This window comes from Mesorhizobium sp. USDA 4132, from assembly GCF_056279545.1.
On the sequence record NZ_JBWCCP010000002.1, the window covers coordinates 1,281,075 to 1,296,683 of the forward strand.

At 62.5% G+C, this 15,609-nt stretch carries 19 protein-coding genes; 12 read left to right on the forward strand and 7 right to left on the reverse strand.

Features of this window, described 5'->3' with window-relative positions; translation table 11 throughout:
- The first annotated feature begins 82 nt into the window (after positions 1 to 82).
- Both ACZ9IU_RS28760 and ACZ9IU_RS28765 read left to right on the forward strand, forming a co-directional pair.
- Positions 83 to 583, forward strand: coding sequence for an Rrf2 family transcriptional regulator (locus ACZ9IU_RS28760; protein WP_040124468.1), 501 nt, complete (start codon positions 83 to 85; stop codon positions 581 to 583).
- Between the two features lie 48 nt (positions 584 to 631).
- On the forward strand, positions 632 to 1,096 hold the full coding sequence (locus ACZ9IU_RS28765) for a carboxymuconolactone decarboxylase family protein (protein WP_040124467.1): 465 nt from the start codon (positions 632 to 634) through the stop codon (positions 1,094 to 1,096).
- Between the two features lie 18 nt (positions 1,097 to 1,114).
- Here the strand turns inward: ACZ9IU_RS28765 and ACZ9IU_RS28770 are convergent, their stop codons facing one another.
- Together ACZ9IU_RS28770 and ACZ9IU_RS28775 are read right to left on the reverse strand one after the other, a co-directional pair.
- Positions 1,115 to 1,756: a YitT family protein gene (locus ACZ9IU_RS28770; RefSeq protein WP_040125725.1), complete on the reverse strand. Its 642-nt coding sequence runs from the start codon at positions 1,754 to 1,756 to the stop codon at positions 1,115 to 1,117.
- 105 nt (positions 1,757 to 1,861) lie between these two features.
- On the reverse strand, positions 1,862 to 2,800 hold the full coding sequence (locus tag ACZ9IU_RS28775) for a class I SAM-dependent DNA methyltransferase (protein WP_040124465.1): 939 nt from the start codon (positions 2,798 to 2,800) through the stop codon (positions 1,862 to 1,864).
- A 128-nt stretch (positions 2,801 to 2,928) separates the two neighbouring features.
- Between ACZ9IU_RS28775 and ACZ9IU_RS28780 the strand changes: the two genes are divergently transcribed.
- The 3 genes from ACZ9IU_RS28780 to ACZ9IU_RS28790 are packed head-to-tail and all read left to right on the forward strand — an operon-like array spanning position 2,929 to position 5,047.
- A complete protein-coding gene (locus ACZ9IU_RS28780) occupies positions 2,929 to 3,195 on the forward strand; it encodes a DUF6460 domain-containing protein (protein ID WP_040124464.1) in 267 nt (88 codons plus the stop codon).
- A gap of 1 nt (position 3,196) precedes the next feature.
- Positions 3,197 to 3,685 (forward strand): CAP domain-containing protein, encoded by a 489-nt coding sequence (locus ACZ9IU_RS28785; protein ID WP_040124463.1) that lies wholly within the window; start codon positions 3,197 to 3,199, stop codon positions 3,683 to 3,685.
- Between the two features lie 3 nt (positions 3,686 to 3,688).
- Positions 3,689 to 5,047: an MATE family efflux transporter gene (locus tag ACZ9IU_RS28790; RefSeq protein ID WP_040124461.1), complete on the forward strand. Its 1,359-nt coding sequence runs from the start codon at positions 3,689 to 3,691 to the stop codon at positions 5,045 to 5,047.
- Here ACZ9IU_RS28790 and ACZ9IU_RS28795 read toward each other — a convergent pair.
- Together ACZ9IU_RS28795 and ACZ9IU_RS28800 are read right to left on the reverse strand one after the other, a co-directional pair.
- Positions 5,023 to 6,114, reverse strand: coding sequence for a quinone-dependent dihydroorotate dehydrogenase (locus ACZ9IU_RS28795; protein ID WP_040124460.1), 1,092 nt, complete (start codon positions 6,112 to 6,114; stop codon positions 5,023 to 5,025). The two genes, ACZ9IU_RS28790 and ACZ9IU_RS28795, sit on opposite strands and share 25 nt — an antisense overlap.
- Positions 6,111 to 6,461 (reverse strand): DUF952 domain-containing protein, encoded by a 351-nt coding sequence (locus ACZ9IU_RS28800; protein ID WP_173426776.1) that lies wholly within the window; start codon positions 6,459 to 6,461, stop codon positions 6,111 to 6,113. Before ACZ9IU_RS28800 ends, ACZ9IU_RS28795 begins: the two co-directional genes overlap by 4 nt.
- Before the next feature lie 82 nt (positions 6,462 to 6,543).
- Between ACZ9IU_RS28800 and ACZ9IU_RS28805 the strand changes: the two genes are divergently transcribed.
- From ACZ9IU_RS28805 to ACZ9IU_RS28815, 3 genes are all read left to right on the forward strand, one after another.
- Positions 6,544 to 6,963: a hypothetical protein gene (locus tag ACZ9IU_RS28805; protein ID WP_040124458.1), complete on the forward strand. Its 420-nt coding sequence runs from the start codon at positions 6,544 to 6,546 to the stop codon at positions 6,961 to 6,963.
- Between the two features lie 87 nt (positions 6,964 to 7,050).
- A complete protein-coding gene (locus ACZ9IU_RS28810; protein ID WP_040124457.1) occupies positions 7,051 to 7,698 on the forward strand; it encodes a response regulator in 648 nt (215 codons plus the stop codon).
- Positions 7,699 to 7,912: 214 nt separating this feature from the next.
- Positions 7,913 to 8,578 (forward strand): S24 family peptidase, encoded by a 666-nt coding sequence (locus tag ACZ9IU_RS28815; protein WP_040124456.1) that lies wholly within the window; start codon positions 7,913 to 7,915, stop codon positions 8,576 to 8,578.
- Positions 8,579 to 8,616: 38 nt separating this feature from the next.
- Here ACZ9IU_RS28815 and ACZ9IU_RS28820 read toward each other — a convergent pair whose 3' ends face one another.
- Positions 8,617 to 9,492 (reverse strand): transporter substrate-binding domain-containing protein, encoded by an 876-nt coding sequence (locus tag ACZ9IU_RS28820; protein ID WP_244447602.1) that lies wholly within the window; start codon positions 9,490 to 9,492, stop codon positions 8,617 to 8,619.
- Positions 9,493 to 9,560: 68 nt separating this feature from the next.
- On the opposite strand from ACZ9IU_RS28820, the gene ACZ9IU_RS28825 reads away from it, so the two are divergent.
- The 3 genes from ACZ9IU_RS28825 (at position 9,561) to ACZ9IU_RS28835 (ending at position 11,834) form a co-directional block, all read left to right on the forward strand.
- Positions 9,561 to 11,072, forward strand: coding sequence for a glycosyltransferase (locus tag ACZ9IU_RS28825; RefSeq protein ID WP_498957833.1), 1,512 nt, complete (start codon positions 9,561 to 9,563; stop codon positions 11,070 to 11,072).
- Complete coding sequence (locus ACZ9IU_RS28830) at positions 11,018 to 11,485, forward strand: hypothetical protein (RefSeq protein ID WP_498957834.1); 468 nt, start codon at positions 11,018 to 11,020, stop codon at positions 11,483 to 11,485. Before ACZ9IU_RS28825 ends, ACZ9IU_RS28830 begins: the two co-directional genes overlap by 55 nt.
- Before the next feature lie 79 nt (positions 11,486 to 11,564).
- Positions 11,565 to 11,834, forward strand: coding sequence for a hypothetical protein (locus ACZ9IU_RS28835; RefSeq protein ID WP_040124451.1), 270 nt, complete (start codon positions 11,565 to 11,567; stop codon positions 11,832 to 11,834).
- Positions 11,835 to 11,937: 103 nt separating this feature from the next.
- On the opposite strand, the gene ACZ9IU_RS28840 is transcribed toward ACZ9IU_RS28835, so the two are convergent.
- Entirely contained in the window at positions 11,938 to 13,476 is a 1,539-nt protein-coding gene (locus ACZ9IU_RS28840; RefSeq protein ID WP_051900380.1) for a tannase/feruloyl esterase family alpha/beta hydrolase, read from the reverse strand.
- Between the two features lie 72 nt (positions 13,477 to 13,548).
- On the reverse strand, positions 13,549 to 14,556 hold the full coding sequence (locus ACZ9IU_RS28845; RefSeq protein WP_244447601.1) for a LysR family transcriptional regulator: 1,008 nt from the start codon (positions 14,554 to 14,556) through the stop codon (positions 13,549 to 13,551).
- Positions 14,557 to 14,680: 124 nt separating this feature from the next.
- Here ACZ9IU_RS28845 and ACZ9IU_RS28850 point away from each other — a divergent pair, with 124 nt between their 5' ends.
- Positions 14,681 to 15,601 (forward strand): ABC transporter permease, encoded by a 921-nt coding sequence (locus ACZ9IU_RS28850; RefSeq protein ID WP_040125722.1) that lies wholly within the window; start codon positions 14,681 to 14,683, stop codon positions 15,599 to 15,601.
- Positions 15,602 to 15,609: the final 8 nt, after the last annotated feature.

A 15,609-nucleotide genomic window follows, 5' to 3' on the forward strand; every position in this document is an offset into this window, starting at 1 on the left:
GAGAAAGCGCGCGAAAAAGAAGGGGCTTGACGATGACGCGATAATCGTGGATAAATTTTATCCACGATATGGAGATCAAGCGATGAAACTCGGCGACGGCGTCGAACAGGCGATCCACAGCATCAGCATGATGTCGAGCCTTACCGAGGGCGGCGTCCTGTCGGCTGCGGCGCTGGCGGAATTCCACGGGGTTTCGACCAGCTACCTGCTGAAACACCTCCAGGCGCTTTCGGGCGCCAGGCTGGTGGAAACGGTGCCGGGTCCAAAGGGCGGATACCGGCTCGCGAAGAAGCCGGCGGGGATCACGCTCCTCGATATCGTGCTCGCCGTCGAAGGACCGGCGCCGGCCTTCCGCTGCGCCGAAATCCGTCAACGGGGACCGAACCCGCTGCCGGGCCGCTATTTCACCAAACCCTGCGGCATCAATGCCGCAATGCTGAAGGCCGAAAAGGCCTATCGCGCCGAACTCGCCAAGGTGACGATCGCCGACATCCTGGCGGACCTCAGCGCAACCGACGACGGCGGCATCGCCGCGCGCGGCTGCGCCTTCCTGGAAATCAATGAACGCAGAACCGCCCGGTAACCGGGCCATAGGCACGCCGAAGGCGGCCATAACCAAAGGAGAAGACCCATGCATCAGCGTCTCAACATGCTCAAGGCCGCCCCGGAAGCCGTCAAGGCCGTCACGGCACTCGAAAACTACGTGCAGGCTTCCGGTCTGGAGCGCCGCTTCATCCACCTCATCAAGCTGCGCGCTTCGCAGATCAATGGCTGCGCCTATTGCGTCGACATGCATGTGAAGGAATCACGGCATGACGGCCTTTCCGAACAGTGGATCAACATGATGTGCGTCTGGTGGGAATCGCCGGTCTATGACGACAAGGAACGCGCCCTGCTCGGCTGGGTCGATGCCGTGACCCGCATCGCCGATACCGGCATTCCGGATGCCGCCTTCGACGCGTTGAAGGCGCATTTCACTGAGGAAGAGATCGTCAAGATCACCGTCGCTCTCGGCGTCATCAACACCTGGAACCGGCTGGCAGTCGGCTTCCGCAACCAGCATCCGGTCGACAAGCCGGCCAGCAAGGCCGCCTGATCCACCCTGCCACCTCGATCACCGCGCGACGATATACCGGTCGGAGCGGTGATTGATGGCCAGCACGAGATTGAGGACAACGGCGCCCAGCACCGACCACGCGACGGTGACGGGCGAAACCACCGCGAAAGCGCAGAGCATGACGCAGAGGTCGAAGGCAAGCTGGATGAGGCCCGCCTGGATGCCGAAGCGCTCCTGGATATAGATCGCGAGGATGCCCACCCCGCCCAGCGAGGCGCGGTGGCGGTAAAGCCCGAGCAGGCCGTAACCGAGCACCAGGCCGCCGAGCAGGGCTGCCCAGAATGGGTGCAGGTACTGGATCAGGAAGAAATGGCTTTCCAGTTCGGTGATGACCGAGACCAGCGCGATGGCGATGAAGGTCTTCAGCGAGAAGGCAAGGCCCAGGCGCTTGAACGACAGGTAGTAGAACGGCAGGTTGACGATGAAGAACAGCAGGCCGAACGAAATGCCGAACGCATAATGCAGCAGGAAGGCGACGCCCGCCGTGCCACCGGTCAGAAGGCCGACCTCGTTTAAGAAATAGAAGCCGAGCGCCGACACCATGGCGCCGATGAACAGGCCTTGCCCATCTTCCAGCAGCGTGTGTTGTGCCGGATCGGCGCTGTAAAATCCGAGACCGCGCCTCTGCTGCTCAGCCAATTTGAACCCCTCAGGTTTTCGGTGATATTGCACTGCAATAAAACCGTCGGCAAGGGTCTTCAAGCGTTCATCGGCGGGCACGGAAAAAAGCAAGAAACGGCGGGTTCAGCCGCGCTTTCGCGACAGAAACAGAATGCCGTGGACGGGTTTTCCGGCATCCATGCGAATGACGGTGTTTTCCACCTTGAGCAAATCAAGGCCGAAGCGGGAAAGCAGCGCGCGGATAAAAGCCTCGGAATGAGCATAGCGCAGGGAATCCCGCAACACGAAACCCTCCCCCTCGCCCGCATCCTCGACCGAGAACGCGAAGAGACCAGCCGGCGACAACAGCTCAAGCACCAGCGGGAAGACGGTTTCGAGCGAGCCCAGATACATCAGCACGTCGGCTGCCGAGACCAGATCGGCGCGGTGGGCCGCCAGGTCGCCGAAGAGGCCGGATTCGTTCGATGCGAGACTGAGGTCGGACTGGCCGAGATGGTCGTAAAGGCCCTTGGCCCGCGCCTTAGCGAGCATGTTGAGCGAAATGTCGAAACCTCCAAGGCGCTCGGTCCTGCCACGGATTTCGGCACCGAACAGGCCGGTGCCGCAGCCGAGATCGACGGTATTGCGGAAAGGTCCGTGCGGTGTGACCAGCGCCGCCAGCTTGCCGGGCACGGAATAGCCGAGCTTTTCGACGAGCGCGGTATCGAACCGGTCGGCATAGTCGTCGAACAGGCCTTCGACATAACGGCTCGGCGGCCGGTCTGGCGTCTGCTCGGCGCCGATCAGCGCGAGCTTCAGGCGGGCCCCGAACACATCGTCCGGCCGCAGGGCCAGTGTCTGGCGATAGGCGTCCGCGGCCGTGCCGAGACCAGCCTTGTCGCGATATTCGCCGAGCCGGAACCAGCCGGCGGCCCAGGCGGGCGTCAGTTCGAGCGCCTGTTCGATCAGCTCCGCAGCCGCCGCGAAATCTCCGCCCTCCGCCAGCATGCGGGCATAATCGGCGCGGCGATCGGCGGTGGCATCGCCCGAGGAGAATTGGCTGGAAAACGGGCTGGGCGACATGGACGATCCTCTAAGGTGGAGGTTCTTTGCCGAAGCCACAAAAAAACTCAAGTTCTATCTGAGGGGAAACGCTTGCGGTGGCAACGGCTGCCGACTATCTCTCATGGGCAATTCGGAGAAGGACAAGGATGGCGGACGGGGTCAACAAGTTCCTGGGCGATACGCCAGGTCGCACGATCATCAAGTTGATCGTGGTGTGCCTGGTGGTGGGTTTCGTGCTGGCATTCTTCGGCTTCACGCCGGACAATATTGTCAGCGAGATCCGCTACTGGTTCCTGGACCTCTGGTATAACGGCTTCCGGGCGCTCGGACGGGTCGGCAATTATCTCGTGCTCGGCGCGATCATCGTCATTCCGATCTTCGTTATCCTGCGCCTGATGAGCTACCGCCGCTGACATGACTTCACTGATCAAACCTTCCCGGCGGGACCTTCTCGTCTTTTCCGGCATGGCGCTGGTGCTTGCCGGCTGTTCCACCACATCAGTCCTGACGCCGACGGCCGGCGCCGAGGACGAAACGCAAGCAGCGCTTCCGATGGTCAACAAGCTGCGGCAGAGCCGTGGCCTGTCCACACTGACGCTCGACATGCCGGCCCGCAAGGCAGCGGCCCGCCAGGCGGTTCGTATGGCGAAAGCCAACGAAATGAAGCACCTGATCGGTTTCGGCGACGATTTTGGCGCCCGGATGAAGAGCAATGACGTGGCGCTGCCCGCAGCCGAAAACATCGCCAGCGGTCAGGATACGGTCGTGGCCGCCGTGCAGGCCTGGATCGACTCGCCGAAACATCTCGAAAACATGCTCGGCTCCTACCGGGGGCTCGGGGTTGCCATGGCACGCACATCCGTTGGCGCCCGGCCCTATTGGGCCATGGTCCTTTCCGGCTGACCGATGGAGAGCGGGGGGCGTAACCACGAGACTGGGTCGGTAAAGCCGTTCGACGTAACGCACCGGCTGGTGCTCGGCATCGCCATTCCGATGACGCTCGGGTTCCTGACGACGCCGCTGCTCGGCCTTACCGATACGGCGGTGGTCGGTCAGCTCGGCCAGGCGGAGGCGCTGGCAGGTCTGGCGATCGGCGCCATCCTCTTCGACCTCATCTATGGCAGCCTCAGCTTTTTCCGCACCTCGACCACCGGACTGGTGGCGCAGGCGTTCGGCCGAGGAGACAATAGAGAGCAGCAGGCGGTATTCTGGCGAGCCTTCTTGAGCGCGCTTGGCCTTGGCGTGATCATGCTGGCGCTCTCGCCGCTAATCCTTCGATACGCGCCGGACATGATGACCAGCGATCCGACCGTCGCCGAGGTGACACGGCGTTATTTCGCGATCCGGGTGCTGACCAGCCCGGCGACCTTCGCTAACTTCGCGATCCTCGGTTTCGTCCTCGGGCGGGGCCAGGGCGTGCTCGGGCTGACGCTGCAGATCATCCTCAACGGCACCAATATTGTGCTCGCCATCCTGTTCGGCCTGGTGTTGGGCTGGGGTGTGGCGGGCGTCGCCTGGGCGACCGCGGCGGCGGAAGTGACCGCCGTGGTGATCGGCCTCGTCATCGTCAGCCGGCAATTTTCCGCCGCTTACCGGCCGACGCGCGCGGACATTTTCGATGCGGCCAAGCTGCGCCAGCTTTTCCAGCTCAATGCCGATATCCTGATCCGCTCGCTGATATTGAACGGCGCATTTGCGGTGCTGACCCGCGTCGGATCGAGCTTCGGGGCTGTGACGCTGGCGGCGAATGCGGTGCTGATGAACATCTTCATGCTCTCGGCCTTCTTCCTCGACGGGCTCGCGGGCGCCGCCGAACAGCTCGCCGGCCGAGCGGTGGGCGCGAAGTACCGACCGTCCTTCGATCGGGCGCTGAAACTGACCGGCCTCTGGTCCTTCGTGATGGCGGGCGTGGTCGGGCTGTTCTTCGTGGTCTTCGGCCAGCCGATCATCGAGCTTCTGACCACCTCGCAAGACGTGCGGCGGGAGGCTTATGTCTATCTCGGCTGGGCAGCCGTAACGGGCTTGTCCGGCGCGCTCGCCTTCCAGATGGATGGCGTATTCATCGGCGCCACCTGGTCGCGCGAGATGCGCAACATGATGCTTGCGTCATTCGCGGGCTATTGCGTCAGTCTCGCCGTGCTCGTGCCGATGATCGGCAATCACGGGCTCTGGTTGTCGCTCAACCTGTTCCTGCTGATGCGCGGCTTTTTCCTGGCAGCCATGGTGCCGCGCAAGGCGCGTCAGAGTTTCGTCTCCGCCCATTGATCGAGGCGGGTATCCCGCAACTCGCGGATCGAGGAGACCTTTTCCCGGTCGAGAAGGTTCGAGAGCCCCTTGACGATCGTCGCCGGCAGGCCGGGGCCTTCATAGACCATGCAGGAATAGAGCTGCACGAGGTCGGCACCGGCGCGGATCTTCTCAAGCGCATCCGCTGCACTCGAAATGCCGCCGACGCCGATGACGGCGAGATCCGGCCCGACGCGCTTGCGGACTTTTGCGAGGACGGCCGTCGAGCGCTTGAAGAGTGGCCCGCCCGAAAGACCACCCGCTTCCTTCGCCTGGGCCTGATCCTTCAGTCCATCTCGGGCAAGTGTCGTGTTGGAAACGATCAGCCCGTCGAGCGGGTGCGCGGTCGCCTCGGCCGCGATGTCGTCGAGGCCCTCCTCGGTCAGATCGGGTGCGATCTTCAGGAAGACCGGAACGGTGTGGCCATGGCGCAGCGCTTCTTCCGCGCGGGCGGCGAGAACGGCCTCAAGCAGCGCCTTCAGGCTGTCCCGCGCCTGCAGATCGCGCAGGCCCGGTGTATTAGGCGAGGAGATGTTGACGGTGAAATAGCTGGCGAGCGCATAAAATTTGCGAATGCCGGCGACGTAGTCGGCGATCCTGTCGACCGCATCCTTGTTGGCGCCGATATTGACGCCGACGATGCCCGGCGCATTGCGCCGCGCGGTCAGGCGCGTGAACGCCGCCTCATGGCCCTCGTTGTTGAAGCCGAGCCGGTTGATGACGCCGCGGTCCTCCACCAGGCGGAAGATGCGCGGCTTGTCGTTGCCCGTCTGAGCCTTCGGCGTCACGGTGCCGATCTCGGTAAAACCGAAGCCGAGCTTCAGCATGGCGTCCGGCACCTCGGCGTTCTTGTCATAACCGGCCGCAAGCCCAATCGGGTTTGCAAACCGGATTCCGGCGACGGTCTGGGCAAGCCGCGGATCAGCGGCCAAGCGGCAGGCGGGCACGAGACCGGTCTTCAACGCGGCGATCGACAGGCCGTGGGCGGTTTCCGGATCGAAAACAAAGAGGCTGCGCGAGGCAAGTCCGGCGAAGGGGCCGATCATGGCATTTTCTCCGGAAAGGCATGCAGGCCGTCGACCCCGATCAGCAGCGGCATCTCCCAGAGGACCGAGGACACCGGAAGCGTGCCGTAAAGATGCGGGAAAAGATCGCCGCCGCGCGAGGCTTCGTATTTCAGTTCCTCGCCGAGCAGGGTTGCATCGACCGCAACCAGCATCAGGCCCGAGACGCCGGCGAAATGCAGCCTGGCGGTCTCCTTGGCCTGTGTCCCGGTCGAAAAATGGATAAAGCCGTCCTTCAGGTCGATTTCGGCGCCTTCGAAGACACCTTTCTGCTTTGCCTGACGCCAAAGCGTTTCCGGCACGATCTTGTACACTATATCCGTCATCATCAACTCTCGGAGACCTGCTATTCTCCGACCGTTTGCCGCAAAGCCCGGCGCTTGTCCACCGTTACAGCAGGAGGACCACAACATGAAAACGCTCGCATTGACGACTTGCGCACTGCTCGTGCCGCTCGCCGCCTCGGCGCAGCAGCCGCAGACCAACCGTTTCCAGCTTCAGCGCACCGAAACCGGCATCGTCCGGCTGGATACCGAAACCGGCGCGATGACGCTCTGCCGCGACGAGAACGGCACGCTCGCCTGCCGCATGCAGCCCGACGAAAGGGCGGCCTACGAACAGGAACTCGACCGGCTGGCAAAACGGGTCACCGCGCTCGAGGAGCGGCTCAGCAACATCCCGCCGGATGCCTTGCCGAAAGCGCTGCCGAGCGATGCGGAAGTCGACCGGTCGCTATCGATCATGGAGAAGTTCATGCGGCGCTTCATGGCGATCGTCGGTGAGTTCGCGAACGAAAAAGAACCCGATAAACCACAGCCCAATCGTACGTGATTTCCCGCACTTGTTTCGGGTCTGGGAGAGGTTTACAACCTACTAAGATTCATTGGCACGACTATGCTCTTGGGAGGGGGCGTGGAAATGCAGACACTCACGATCATCATCGCAGACGACCACCCGCTGTTTCGCGGCGCGCTCAGCCATTCGGTGCGGGGCATTGCCGAAGAACTCGTGATCATCGAGGCTGGCGATTTCGAGGCGGCGCGACGGGCGGCCGAAAACAATCCCGATGCCGACCTGATGCTGCTCGACCTGGCGATGCCAGGGGTCAGCGGCTTTTCCGGACTGATGTCGCTCCGCGCCGAATTTTCAGGCCTGCCGATCGTCATCGTCTCGGCCAGCGACGATTGCGCCACCATCCGCAGGGCGCTGGAACTCGGCGCCTCCGGCTTCATCTCGAAATCCTCCGGGCTCGACGATATCCGCGCCGGCATCCAGGCGGTGCTGAGAGGCGACATCTGGGTGCCGGAAGGCTACCTCACCGCACCGGACGAAGATCCGGGCCTCACCGAGATCATCGAGCGGCTGAAGACGCTGACGCCGCAGCAGAACCGCGTGCTTTCCATGCTCGGCGAGGGGCTGCTCAACAAGCAGATCGCCTATGAACTCGGCGTCTCCGAGGCGACCATCAAGGCGCATGTGTCGGCAATCCTCCTGAAGCTCAATGTCGACAGCCGCACCCAGGCGGTAATCAAGCTCGGCAAGATCAACATGGCGCTGGTGGCCTGACGAGGGCCGCCGCGGGAACAGGATTTTATTCCTCTCATCCCTTTACGCGAAGCTGCGGTTCCGTTAAAATTCGGGTGCGCGCGAGCCGGCAGCCCGCTGGAACGGAGCGTTCGAGAGTCTGGTCGACAAAAGTCTGATCGGTCAAGGGCGAGAGGTTCGCAGAGCGCTGGCTTGTCCGGCTTGTCTCGCGCACCGGTCACGGGTACGGACGACGATGCTGTCACATGATACGATCTGGAGCGCGATCGATACGCTCGCCCAACGCCACCAGCTGACGCCCTCCGGACTGGCGCGGCGCGCCGGCCTCGATCCCACCTCGTTCAACAAGTCGAAACGGCTCGGACCGGACGGGCGGCTGCGCTGGCCCTCGACCGAATCGATCGCCAAGGTGCTCGAAGCGACGGGTGCCACGATCGACCAGTTCATGAGCTACCTGCCCGCCGTTCCCGGCCGCTCCTCGATACCGGACGGCAATTTCCCGCCGCAGGGCGGCTCCATCCCGCTGCTCGGATTTGCGCAGGCCGGCGCCGGCGGCTTTTTCGACGATGGCGGGTTTCCGGCCGGCCAGGGCTGGGACGTGGTGGAATTTCCGGTCGACCCGTCCCGCAAGGCCGGCGTCTATGCGCTGGAAATCCAGGGCGAATCGATGATGCCGCTTTATCGCGACGGCGACGTGCTGATCGTCGAACCGGGCGCGCAGGTGCGCCGCGGCGACCGGGTGGTGCTGAAGACCAAGGAAGGCGAGGTGATGGCAAAAGTGCTCGCCCGCCAGAGCGCCCGGACTGTGGAATTGCTCTCGCTCAACCCGGAACATCCGAACCGCAGCTTCGATCTCTCCGACGTGGAATGGATCGCCCGCATCATCTGGGCGAGCCAGTGAGCTCGAATAGCGGGTAGGAAACTGCTCCTACTCGCCGATCAGTAAAGCCCGTTCGGGAAATAACGCAGGTAGATGTCCTGCAGGCGGCCGTTGCGCGACAGAACGCTGAGCGCCTGGTCGACGGCGGCCGTCAGAAGCGGGTCGTTCTTGCGCAGCATGATCGACAGGCCTTCGCCGAGGAATTTCTCCGAGAGATAGGGACCGTCGAAGAGGGCGCAGCATTTCGCCGAACCTTCGCCGGCGACCCAGAAGGGCAGCCTCAGGCCATCGGAAAAGACGGCATCCACCTTGCCAATCTTCAAAGCCTCCAGCATCGCCTCGTAAGTGTCGAACGGCGTGGCGGTGACCTTCGGGAAAAACGCCTTCAGCATCAGCTCGTGGGCGGTGCCCCGGACGACGCCGACCGGCTTGCCGGAAAGCGCTGCCGCCGTATCGCCGTCGATCCTGGCCTTCAGGTTGCGGGCGAAACGGGCCGGCACGCCGAGATACGGCCGCGAGAAGGCAAACCGCTGGCGCCGCTCCGGCGTCACGGCAATGCCGGCGATGACGGCTTCGCCGGCCCCGCCTTCCAGGGTCTTTTCCAGCTCGTCGAAGGGCAGCGCCTGGATCTGGCACTTCGCCTCGATCTTCAGTTCGGAACAGATTTCACGGGCGAGGTCGATATTGAAGCCGGCAAGCCGGCCGGTCTGGTCGGCGAAATTGAACGGCGGGAAATCGACGCTCGTCAGGATCCGCACCCGGATGATCGTGGAAAGATCAGGGCGGGCGAGCCGCTCCTTGGCATCGAACATCAAAGGCAGCGGATTGCTGCCTTCGGCGGCACGGGCCGGGATTGCGGCGGAAACGATCCCGCCGGCTACAAGGCAAAGCTGCAGAAGATTGAAAAACCCCTTGATTTTCGGGGATGCAATCATGGGATGCATCTCTATGATCCAGATCGGGACAGGTTGGGGCGTTCGCTTGCGGGCGGTGTAGCAGAAACATGCGGTTAGGGGAATATCCGCCAGCAGCGCTGCCGGTGCAAGACGATGCGCGGCATAATCCGGCGCTGATCGGAAATCCGCCGACCGACCAGAGCACTGCAGCCGACGATCCGGAACTCGTCGCCCTTTCGGCGCTCGGCTTCTCGAAGCCATTGCTTGCGACGCTCACTGACAGGGCACGGCGCAACGGCACCAGCATCGAAAGCGAGCTGCTTCACAGCCGTCAGGTTGATGAGGCGGCCTATTACGGCGCCATGGCACGTTACCTTCGCCTACCCTTCATCGCGGAGATCGATCCGGGCTCAGTCGCCGATATGCCGGGGCTCGACACGCAGTTGCAACGCCCGAACCAGATCAGGATCAACCATCGGCACAAGGCGCCGCAGGTGGCGGTCGTGCCCGAAGCGATGCGGCTTGCCGACCTCAAGGCGGCACTGCTTGCAATGCCGCTGCTCGGGCAGGACCTTGCGATCACCACTCCATCGGCAATCCGCGGAGCTGTCTGGAGAACCGGCGCGGCGCGGCGCGTGCGCGAGACGATTGACGGGCTTTTCGACCGTTTTCCCGAGTTTTCGGCCCGCATCGTGCTCTCCGGTTCTCAGGGGTTTTATGCCGGACTTGGACTTGCCGCCCTTATCTTTGCGCTGATCGCAGTGCCGATCGAGACCCTGCTTTTCCTGCATATTCTTCTGTCGCTGATCTATTTCGCGTCCCTTGTCCTGCGGCTCGCCGCCTTCACCCGGCAACAATTCGCAGGGCCGGTCCCGCCAGCTGCGCCGCCTCGAGAGGATGCGCTTCCCTGTTACACGGTGATGGTCGCGCTCTACCGGGAAGCTGCGGTGGCAGAACAGCTGATAGCCAGCCTCGGGCGGCTCGACTGGCCGCCCTCCCTGCTCGACATCAAGCTCGTCTGCGAGGCGGACGACCAGGAAACGATTGCGGTGCTGAAGGTGCTGAAGCCCGCCTCACATTTCGAGATCGTCGAGGTGCCGCCCGCGACGCCGCGCACGAAACCCAAGGCGCTCAGCTATGCAATGATGGCTGCGCGAGGCGAGTTTCTGGTGATCTACGACGCAGAGGACAGGCCGCATCCGCAGCAATTGCGCGAGGCCTATGCACGCTTCCGCGCCTCGGCAGCGGACGTCGCCTGCCTTCAGGCGCCGCTGATCATCACCAATGCCCGCGAATCCTGGATCAGCGCATTGTTTTCGCTCGAATATTGCGGCCTCTTCCGCGGGCTGCTGCCGATGCTGGCGCGCAGACAGATGCCGCTGCCGCTCGGCGGCACGTCCAATCATTTCCGAACCCAAGCGCTGCGTGCCGCCGGCGGCTGGGATCCCTTCAACGTCACCGAGGACGCCGATCTCGGTTTTCGCCTGTACCGCCTCGGTTATCGCTCGGATGTCATCACCCGCCAGACGCTCGAAGACGCGCGCCGACCACGATGCACGTGTGGATGGGCCAGCGCAGCCGCTGGTTCAAAGGCTGGCTGCAGACCTGGCTGGTGCTGATGCGCGACCCGCGCCGGCTGATCGGCGAGATAGGTTTTCGAGGCTTCTGCATCTTTCAGCTGATGATCGGCGGTATGCTGGTCTCGTCGCTCCTGCATCCGCTGATCATCATCTTCATGGGCGTTGGCACTTATTCCATGCTGGACGCGCCGGCGGACGGCATTCCGGCCGGAGTGCTTTTGCTTTTCATCATCGACACCATCAACATCCTCGGCAGTTATCTGATCTTCGTCGGGCTCGGGAGAGGCCCGATGGTCGAGCACGAACGGCGACTGGTCGGCTGGCGCTGGATCGGCGTGCCGCTCTACTGGATGATGACCTCGGCCGCCGCCTGGCGGGCGGTGATCGAGCTGCGGTCAAAACCCTTCTTCTGGAACAAGACGCCGCACCGGCCGACCGGCAAAAGGACCTGATCCACGATCACGCCTCGCACGCCGGAACATTTCCGCTCCCCGGACGTCAGGTATAAGGCTCTGACTATGGAGGAGACCCATGCATACCTATTACCGTTATCACGGCGGCGCACCCGCGCCCGGCGCTCTCATCATCAAGTTCTATCACTCCGGCGACCAGATCCGCGGCTTCATTCGCAAGATCGCCGAGCCCTCCGAAGACGACGCGATTTTTCCGGGCGAGGAAATGGAGCCCGAAGCCGCCTTCCGAATGGCTGAAAACAAGAACCGCGGACCGGACAAGCCGCCGATCTTCGTCGAGCTTTCCGAAGGGGTGCAGTGGGACCCGGCCTGGGGCAGGTTGATGTGAAGTCGGCACGGATGAGAGACCAGAAAATTTACGCGCAGGAAGCGGCCGCGCTATTCACATTAAGTTCCGACCGCTGCGCGGGCATCTCATGGACGCGCCCGCGTCAGTTATTGCGGCACTCAAAGCTTGCCGCGCTGTCGGCACTCCCTTCTCCCTTATATTGCGCGTGCGACGGATAGGGGCATAGCGGTCGTGTGCGGTTCGGAAAAGCCTTGCCCGACGCTTCGATGCTTCGTGGAGCTTCATCTTTTTCCACCCAGTCGATCAGCCTGGTCAACATGTCGAACTGGTCGAGACCGGCTGGTCCGCCGCTGCAATGGCTCATGCCCGGAACCAGATAGAGCTTGGCCCAGTCCTCCACCCGCTTACCTGTTTTAGTCGCGGTGCTCATCCGGTTGAAGAAACCGACCGTATCGTTGGAGGAAAACCACGGATCACTCACCCCATGGAAGAAGATGATCTTGCTTCCTCGGGCGGCGAAGGAACTGAGATCCGCCCATTGGTCGGCGTTGATCAACCGCTGCTGCGGATCGCCGATATCGGCTTTCTCGACGGCATCGTCCACATCGAAACTCATGGCGTTGTTCTTGAACTGCCGATTGCGCTTGTCATCGAACCGCATGAGTCCCGGAATGGGATCTGTCGTGCTCATGACGCCCGTATCGTAGGGGAACGCCACATAGGCCGGCCGGCCCGATGCATCAAGCGTCGGCGAAAATGTCTCGGCCACGACGTCCGCCTGCTGCTTCGTGAGACAACCGTCGACTTTACCGGCAGGGCAGACAAGGCTCGCCGGGTCAAACTTGCATGCGCCCGGATTTGAGATCATTCCGTCCTCGAGGCCGTCAAGACCGTCGCAAGCCTTCAGTATTCCCTTGAGAACCAGATCGCGGTCGCCGTCCGAAAAGGCTTTCGAGCGGTCCGGCGCGCCATCGGCACCGGCCGGAGATATCTTGTTCATCGCGACGTTCTTGGCGGCGAGCGACATGTTCGAACGGCTTGTGCGCATCGCAGGAGCCCCGGCGATGATGCCGTCGAACAATGTTGGAAAGCGTTGCGCCGAGGCCATCGCCTCGCGACCGCCGGTCGAGCATCCCGCAAAATAGGAGCGATCGGCGCCCTTGCCGTAATAGGTGGCGACCAATGCCTTGCCGAGGGCCGTGACCTTCTCGACCGACCAGCCGGCGAAATTCAGCGTGGCAATCTGGTCCGCCCTGAAGGAGGCGTCCCAGACCTCGCCCTTGTGGCCGCTGTCATGGGAAATGACGGCGAAACCACGGGAAAGAGCGTTTTTTCCTCCGGCGGCCACGTCCCCCACGGCCGGCCGCACGACGCCATTCAGGCCCCCACCGCCCTGCACCAGAAACCTTCCGGTCCAATTGTCCGGCAGGGCGATCGAAAACCCGATCGCATAAGGCTTGCCGTCCGCCCCGGTGCGGTGTTCGAACGACCCGCTGACGAGACAATGCGCTGGTCCCTTGTCCTTGACGTGATCGGCGCTCGCGATCTTCATGTCGAAAGTGGGCAGCTGAAGGTTCTTCGCCGCCGAGCATTGGGCTTCGGGCGAAGAATCCGCGGCGACGGCCGGCGTCAAGCCGGGCATGAGGGCAACAAAAGCTGTGGCTACAAGCAGCTTGACCATATCCGATCGTCCTCCTCCATGACGCAGCCTCCTCAAGCCGCGCAACAATCGCACCAGATTTCAGGCTCCCTGTCAATCAAGGCTGCACGGCGCTTCTGGCCGAGTTGACCATGATCCGTCGATCGATTCCAATTGGGTCGGCAGGATAGACTTGATCGGCCACCTGATCGCGGTTCTCACATCCTTCATTGCCGCAACCCGACGCGTCGTCTCGACGAAATCGAGCACGATCTTCGATTTTTCCTCCGCATGCCAGGCGACGAGCAATTCGACTTCGGCGGGGATGTCGTCGAGCCGCTGGTAGACGAGATATGGGCTGGGATTGTGAGCGAGCCAGGACGGCGCAATCGCAATCCCGACGCCGGCCGCCACCAGGGTGCCGATCGCCAAAGTATGCGAGACCTCCTGCACGATGACCGGATAGACGCCGGCGCGGCGCAATGCCCCCATGATCGCGTGATAGTAGCTCGCTCCGACAGTCGGGGCATAGGTGATGACGGGTTCGCCGGCAAAATCCTTGACGGTCAGGTTTTCCTTCTGCGCCAGCCGATGCTCCCTGGGCAGCACCGCCACGAAACCTTCCTGCAGGATATGCTCGGTCTTCAGAAAGCCTGCCGGATTGGTCGGGCGGATGAAGGCCACCTGAACCTTGTTGTTCTGGAGCAGTTCGAGCTGCTGTGCCGTGCCGAGCACCTGCACGTCGACGGTCATCGCCGGATAGCGCTTTCGAAAGTCCGAAATTACCGGCGGCAGGACATGCGATAGCGCCACATGCACACCGCTGACGGAAATCGTTCCGCTATCGTCACCGGAAATGGAACGGGTATGCGTGACCGCCCTGTCGATCCCGCCTAGGATTTCCTGGGCGTGGCGCAGGAAGATTTCGCCTGCCGGCGTCAGTTTTACGCGCCGCGTCGTGCGGCGGAAGAGCTTGGTGCCGAGGCGATCTTCGAGCTGCCGGATCTGCTGGCTGAGAGGCGCCTGCGCCATGCCGAGCTTGTCTGCGGCGCGGCTGAAATGCAGCTCTTCGGCGACGCAGGCGAAATAGTGGAGGTGACGAAATTCGATGCCGTATTTCATATCTAAAACATATCAATGCTCGCTCGATTTTGTAATAGATAATAATCTATTCCCGTGATTAGTTTTCAAAAAAAAGACGATAAAGTTGGAACAGCTGGAGCTTCGGCTCCCGGAACGGAGCGTGATGACGCGTTTCTGGGTATTAAAAATTCTGCGCACCGTGCTGACGCTTTGGTTCGTGGTGACTTTCGCATTCGTGGTACTGAGAACGTCCGGGGATCCGGTTGTGGCACTTGTCGGCGCCGACGCCACGCCTGAGGAGGTCGAGCAGTTCCGTCAGCTCTGGCGTCTCGACGATCCGCTCTGGATCCAGTATTTCCGCTACGTCATCCAGATGGCGACCGGCCAGTTCGGCATTTCCTACCGCGACGGCCGCGAAGTCATCGACATCATCGTCGAGCGCGTTCCCTGGACGCTGATCCTCGGCGTTTTCTCCTATATCGGCGCCATCCTGATCGGCGTTCCGGCCGGCATCATCGCCGCCATCAAGCGCGGCTCGACCTTCGACAATCTGATCATGGCGACCGCCGTGTTCGGTTTCGCCCTGCCGAACTTCTTCCTCGGCATCCTGATGATCCTGCTCTTCTCCTTGAGCCTGCAATGGCTGCCGAGCTCCGGCACCGGCACCGTTTGGCACCTGATTATGCCCGCCATCACGCTTGCGACCTTCACGGCCGGAACGCTGGCGCGGTTCACCCGCTCGGCCATGCTGGAAGTGCTGGACAAGCTCTATATCCGCGCCGCCGCCGCCAAGGGCGTCGGTTATTGGAAACGCATCATCTTCCACGCGCTGCCGAATGCCAGCATTCCACTCGTCACCATTATCGGTCTCAATCTCGGCGAGCTGATCGGCGGCGCCATCGTCGTCGAAACGGTGTTTGCCTGGCCAGGTGTCGGCCGCCTGCTGGTGACCGCCGTCTCCTCGCGCGACCTTGCCGTCGTGCAGGGGCTGGTGCTGATCATGGCGGTGACGATGGTACTCGCAAATCTTGTCGTCGACCTGCTCTACGGCCTCCTCGACCCGCGCATCCGCGTGCAGAATTGAAGGCCGGC